Below are 5525 nucleotides of genomic sequence, written 5' to 3'. Positions count from 1 at the left end.
CCCCCACCCCTACCCCAACGCCCGCGCCGACTGATCCAAGCGGGGTCCAGGCTGCCACCACGCAGAACTGGGGCGCACCGGTGGCCGGGGATGAGTTCAACTACACCGGGGCCCCGGACGCAACCAAATGGAGCGTGTACAACAGCGCCGGGCACGCCGGAAAAGGCATCCGCAGCCCGGGGCAGGTAAAAGTGGACGGCTCCAAAATGGTTATGAACGGAACACCTGACGGGACCACCGCCGGCATGTCGGCGAAGTTCGCCCGGCAGAAGTACGGGCGGTGGGAAGTCCGCGCCGCCGGGTCGGGCGACAATGAGTACCACATGGTCTCGATCCTGTGGCCGGACAGCGGGAACTGGCCCTGCGACGGCGAAGTGGATTTCGCTGAGACAACGGGCGACTGGAACATGATCAAGTTCTTCCAGCACTTCTCCTGCAGCAACTCCCAGACCAGGGCCAGCAAGACGCTTGACGTTTCCCAGTTCCACAACTACGCAGTGGACTGGTCTCCCGCCGGGATGGTCGGTTATGTGGATGGCGTGAAGTGGTTCGAGGACAACGATCCGACCCACCAGCCTCCAGGCAGCATGCATCAGACGCTCCAGCTGGATTGGTTCCCGGATGCCACTGCTGATGGTGCTGGGGAAATGCGCGTGGACTGGGTACGCGTTTACCGGGCAGCAGGCGGGGCCAGCTCGACTCCGACCGCAAGCCCGAGCCCGACGCCGACCCCGACTCCCACCCCGACGCCTACCACTCCGCCGTCGGGTGATTCTTTCGAATTCGCCGCCGTCGGTGACATGAACCCTTCAGGAAATACGTCGGCGAGCTCGGCGTCCGGTAAGAACGCTGCCAGCATCATCGGCGGCCTGAATGACGGTTCGTTGGACAATTTCCTCGCTATCGGCGACTTCCAGTACGACAAGGGGACCTGCTCGTCGCTCGCGGCGTGGAACACGCTGTGGGGCGGGTTGAAGGCCAAGACATACTGGACCGCGGGCCCAAACCACGACCTGGAGCCGGGTGTGAATGATGACGTGGACCGGTTTATGGACGGCCAATGCGTCAACACAACGAAGTCCGCTACCAGCACCACTTTGGGCCGTTTCCAGGATGCGCTGGAGTGGTATTCATTCGATAAGGGCAACTGGCATATTCTGGTGGCGCCCACGGCAACGTGGCGGTACAACGCGTCCCGCGCGCAGGCCATGACCGCCGAAATGGACACTGATTTGAAGGCAGCTAAGGCGGCCGGGAAGCATCTGGCCGTCGTCTACCATGACCCCTATTTCACCTCCAACACATCGAGCCACACCCGCTTTACCCAGGCGAAGCCCTGGATCGACATGTTCTGGAACAACCGGGTGAAAGTCTTGCTGTCCGGCTCCCAGCACAACTATGAGCGGACCTGCCCGGTCAACAACGCGGACCAATGCGTACCGGACGGCATGCAGCAGTTCCAGGTCTCCACTGGCGGTATCGGTCTGCGCTCCTTCGCCAGCGACCCGGCCTACATCCAGCGGAAGTTCAGCGACACTTGGGGCCACCTAAGGATGAGCTTGAAAGCGGATGGCTCCTACACCTGGGAGTTCCGACCGGTCCACGGAGGTATGCAGACGGACAGCGGGTCCCGGACACCATGATGGCGAGCCATTCCCGACGGCAGGGGTGACGGGTTCGAACCGAGCTGGCGCCGCCTAAAAGGCGGCGCCAGCTTTCCAACTGTTCATCCCGGCGTCGCCCTTGCTTTCCTTTGTGCAGTTAGGTTGGAGCGGTGGCGCGTGAATCCTTGCTTCCTGCATCCGGGCGGCGGGTGTTTGTAGCCCTGGGTGACTCCTTCACCGAAGGAGTGGGGGACCGGGATGAGCGGTTGCCCAATGGCGTCCGTGGCTGGGCCGACAGGGTGGCCGAGAAGCTTGCGAAAGCGCAGCCTGGGTGGCGGTACGCCAACCTGGCCATCAGGAGCAAGCGGCTGCGGCACGTCGTAGCCGAACAACTGGAGCCGGCGCTGCGGATGCGGCCCACTCTCGTCACGCTCTATGCCGGCGGCAACGACATCCTGGACCTGAAGACCGACATGGTGACGCTCATGGCGGACTACGAACAGCTTGTTGCCCAACTCGCCGGCACCGGCGCCACGGTGGTCCTCTTCACCGGATTCGACGTCAAGGTTTCAGCACTGCTCGAGCCGCTAAAGAAGCGCAACACGTTCTACAACAACCGCGTCCGGGCCATTGCAGAAAAATACAACGCAGTCCTCGTTGACTACTGGTGCCTTGACGCTTTCCACGATCGCCGGATGTGGGACTCGGATCGGCTCCACATGTCCAAGGCGGGGCACAAATACCTGGCCGGGCAGGTGCTGGACCAGCTGGGCGTGCCGCACAAGATCCGGCCCAAGGACTGGGAACCGCCGGCGCCGCTCAGCCTGCGGGAGTGGGAACTCCGCCAGCGGCGCTGGGTCCACGACTGGGTCCTCCCGCTGTTCGGCCGGAAGCTGCGGGGCGTGACGCTCGGTGATGCCCTCACTCCGCGCTGGCCCGGCCCCGTCAAGGTACCGCGGAAGGGTGGCCTGAAGAAACTGCTGCGGGAGAAGGCAGGGGCCGGGCAGGAGATTTAGCTGTCCAGCAGGTTCTCAAAACCGGGAGCCACCCTGCCGGCGTGGAACTCCTCTACTTCGAAGTCAGCAACGCCGTTCGTGTAAAAGGGGTCCTGTGCCAGGCTGGCGTCAAGGGTTTCGCGGTCTGCCCGGGAGAGCAGCAAGCCGCCGGTGCGCGGGACTTTACGTCCGGCGGCGATGAACACGCCGTCGTCGAAGGCTTTCTGCAACCAGGCGATATGCGCATCGTTGTGGAAGTCCACGATGTCCTGCGGAACCCGGTAGGTGAGTGAGACAACATACATGCGCCCAGCCTACCGCCGCACCGGGACGCTACTTGAAAGATCAACCCACCGTAGAATGGGGTCATGACCGAACCCCGCTGGCTCAATGCCGACGAACGCCGCGCCTGGCTGGCCCTGGTAAGCATCAACACGCTGCTGCCGGCGGCCCTCGATACGAAGCTCCACGCAGCGGGGAAACTGTCCCTTTTCGACTACACCGTCCTGGCTATGCTCTCCGAGGCGGAGGAGCGTTTCCTGCCGATGAGCGAGCTCGCGGCCCGCAGCAGCGCTTCCCTGTCGCGGCTTTCGCATGTGGTGACCAAGCTGCAGAAGCGGGGGTGGGTGGAACGCCGGCCGCACCCGCACGATGCCCGCGTGACAACAGCCCACCTCACTGAGGAAGGCATGGCGACCATAGTGGGACTGGCGCCCGGACATGTTGAGACGGTGCGGGATTTGTTCCTTGACGCCCTCACCGAGCAGGACGTCCAGGATCTGGCGCGAATCGGCGAGAAGGTAGTGGGCCGGCTGGACTCGGACCACTGGATTTTGCGGGAGACCCCGGGCGCGTAGCCGGCCAAGCAGGGAACCACAGGGAACTTGGTTGCCCCCAGCAACGGATGGCAAACTGGCGGGATGGATTTCACAACCCGCTTCGTGGCCCTTGGTGACTCCTTCACCGAAGGCGTGGGCGACGACGATCCCACCCGACCCAACGGGGTCCGTGGCTGGGCAGACCGCGTAGCTGAGCAACTGGGGGCCCCGGACCCGGGCTTCGGGTATGCCAACCTCGCCATCCGTGGCAGGAAGCTCCGTCAGATCCTGGCTGAGCAGGTGGACGCCGCCGTCGAGCTCAAGCCCACGCTGGTGAGCATTTACGCAGGTGCCAACGATATCCTCCGGCCCCGGATCGACATTGACGACCTCCTGGTGGAGTACGACGATGCCATCGCCAAACTGCGCGCCACCGGAGCCACGGTGCTGATGTTTACCGGCTTCGACGCCCGCGGCTCGAAGGTGTTCAGCACCATGCGCGGGCGGACGGCCATCTACAACGAACTGGTCCGCGGCATCGCCGGAGACCATGGCGCCCTGCTGGTGGATTACTGGCGCTTCAGCGAGTACTACGACTGGGGCATGTGGGCGCAGGACCGCATGCACATGTCAGCGGCCGGGCACGCGAACATGGCCAAGCGTGTGTTGGACGTCCTGGAACACGACCACTCCATCGACGTCCCGCCCATGACCCCTGTTCCTGAGCTGAGTGGCCTGGACGCCATCCGCGCGAATGCCCGCTGGTTCCGCGAGTACGCCGGTCCTTGGGTTGTCCGCAGGGTCACCGGAAAGTCCTCCGGCGACGGCCTGCAGCCCAAGTATCCGCAGCTGACACGGCTCTAGCGGAAGCGGCCTCTTATACACCCTCAGGGGCCGGATTGGTCTTTAATTGCGTGAACTCGTAGACTTGGTAGGCGCTAAGTGCGCGGAGCGTGCGCAATTGCTCCGGTTGCCCGGGAAATTCTCCAGGGTGGCCGGTAGTTAGGGGCTCAAGTTGCGTGACTAACCGTTGCCCTTCTTCACTTTTGGGTCGCCCTTAGCAGCATGGTCCAGCAGCAGATATGCGGATCATTACTTTCAATTCTTGAGGAGAAGTCATGGCAGCACACTGCCAAGTGACCGGGGCCGAGCCGGGCTTTGGGCACAGCATTTCGCACTCGCACCGCCGCAACAAGCGTCGGTTCGATCCGAACATTCAGAAGAAGCGCTACTGGGTTCCGTCCCTGCGCCGTAATGTCACGCTGCAGGTATCTGCAAAGGGCATCAAGACCATCGACGTACGCGGCATCGACGTTGTCGTCGCCGACATTCTCGCTCGTGGGGTGAAGCTCTAGTGGCTAAGGACAAGGACGTACGTCCGATCATCAAGCTCAAGTCGACCGCGGGCACGGGTTACACCTACGTAACCCGCAAGAACCGTCGTAACGATCCGGACCGCATGGTTCTGAAGAAGTACGACCCCAAGATCCGCCAGCACGTCGAATTCCGAGAGGAGCGCTAAACATGGCTAAGAAGTCCAAGATTGCTCGCAACGAGCAGCGCAAGGTCATCGTTGAGCGTTACGCTGCAAAGCGCCTCGAGCTGAAGAAGACCCTGGTTGACGAAAACGCAACCGACGAAGCACGCGAAGCAGCCCGCCTGGGCCTGCAGAAGCTGCCCCGCAACGCGTCCCCGATCCGTCTGCGTAACCGCGACATCATCGACGGCCGCCCCCGCGGTACCTTCCAGAAGTTCGGTATCTCCCGTGTCCGCTTCCGCGACATGGCCCACAAGGGCGAACTCCCGGGCATCACCAAGTCTTCCTGGTAATCCAGCCCCGCTGATACCAGCTGCTTGAGAAGGGCCGGCAACCTCACGGTTGCCGGCCCTTTTGCTGTTTAAGCCGCCTGGGTGTTGCGGCTTCCTGCGACGCCCGGTGATTGAGCCTGTCCCCGGTGACAGCCTGTCGAAATCAAGGCAGTGGTGCAGCACACAGAAAAGAAGTACGACGGCGGATGGCTGCTGGAGTGCCGACATCCGCCTTTTGGCGCGGAATCCCGGGCCCTGGGACCCCTTCCGGAGGGGATTTGCGGGGTGGGGTGTGGGGG

8 protein-coding genes are annotated in these 5525 nt (G+C 63.0%); 7 read left to right on the top strand and 1 reads right to left on the bottom strand.

Annotated elements, in window-relative coordinates; translation table 11 throughout:
- Together FNL14_RS22345 and FNL14_RS22340 are read left to right on the top strand one after the other, a co-directional pair.
- The coding region (locus tag FNL14_RS22345) for a family 16 glycosylhydrolase (RefSeq protein ID WP_142064820.1) at positions 1-1643 on the top strand (1643 nt) is incomplete at its 5' end.
- A 131-nt stretch (positions 1644-1774) separates the two neighbouring features.
- Positions 1775-2620 (top strand): SGNH/GDSL hydrolase family protein, encoded by an 846-nt coding sequence (locus FNL14_RS22340; RefSeq protein ID WP_142064817.1) that lies wholly within the window; start codon positions 1775-1777, stop codon positions 2618-2620.
- Here the strand turns inward: FNL14_RS22340 and FNL14_RS22335 are convergent.
- Positions 2617-2904 carry a YciI family protein gene (locus tag FNL14_RS22335; RefSeq protein WP_091424187.1) on the bottom strand — a complete coding sequence of 96 codons (288 nt, stop codon included), beginning with the start codon at positions 2902-2904 and terminating at the stop codon, positions 2617-2619. The genes FNL14_RS22340 and FNL14_RS22335 overlap by 4 nt on opposite strands.
- A 63-nt stretch (positions 2905-2967) precedes the next feature.
- On the opposite strand from FNL14_RS22335, the gene FNL14_RS22330 reads away from it, so the two are divergent.
- From FNL14_RS22330 to rpsN, 5 genes are all read left to right on the top strand, one after another.
- On the top strand, positions 2968-3456 hold the full coding sequence (locus FNL14_RS22330; RefSeq protein ID WP_091424190.1) for a MarR family winged helix-turn-helix transcriptional regulator: 489 nt from the start codon (positions 2968-2970) through the stop codon (positions 3454-3456).
- A gap of 63 nt (positions 3457-3519) precedes the next feature.
- On the top strand, positions 3520-4281 hold the full coding sequence (locus FNL14_RS22325) for an SGNH/GDSL hydrolase family protein (protein ID WP_142064814.1): 762 nt from the start codon (positions 3520-3522) through the stop codon (positions 4279-4281).
- Between the two features lie 254 nt (positions 4282-4535).
- The gene (gene rpmB / locus FNL14_RS22320; RefSeq protein ID WP_003798559.1) at positions 4536-4772 is read left to right on the top strand and encodes a 50S ribosomal protein L28; all 237 of its coding nucleotides are present in this window, start codon (positions 4536-4538) and stop codon (positions 4770-4772) included.
- On the top strand, positions 4772-4939 hold the full coding sequence (gene rpmG / locus FNL14_RS22315; protein ID WP_013602737.1) for a 50S ribosomal protein L33: 168 nt from the start codon (positions 4772-4774) through the stop codon (positions 4937-4939). Before rpmB ends, rpmG begins: the two co-directional genes overlap by 1 nt.
- A gap of 2 nt (positions 4940-4941) precedes the next feature.
- Entirely contained in the window at positions 4942-5247 is a 306-nt protein-coding gene (rpsN, locus tag FNL14_RS22310) for a 30S ribosomal protein S14 (RefSeq protein WP_009358853.1), read from the top strand.
- Positions 5248-5525 lie beyond the last annotated feature (278 nt).

The sequence above is a fragment of the Pseudarthrobacter sp. B4EP4b genome, assembly GCF_006680095.1.
Taxonomy (GTDB): domain Bacteria; phylum Actinomycetota; class Actinomycetes; order Actinomycetales; family Micrococcaceae; genus Arthrobacter.
This window is presented reverse-complemented; position numbering and strand designations above follow the sequence as displayed.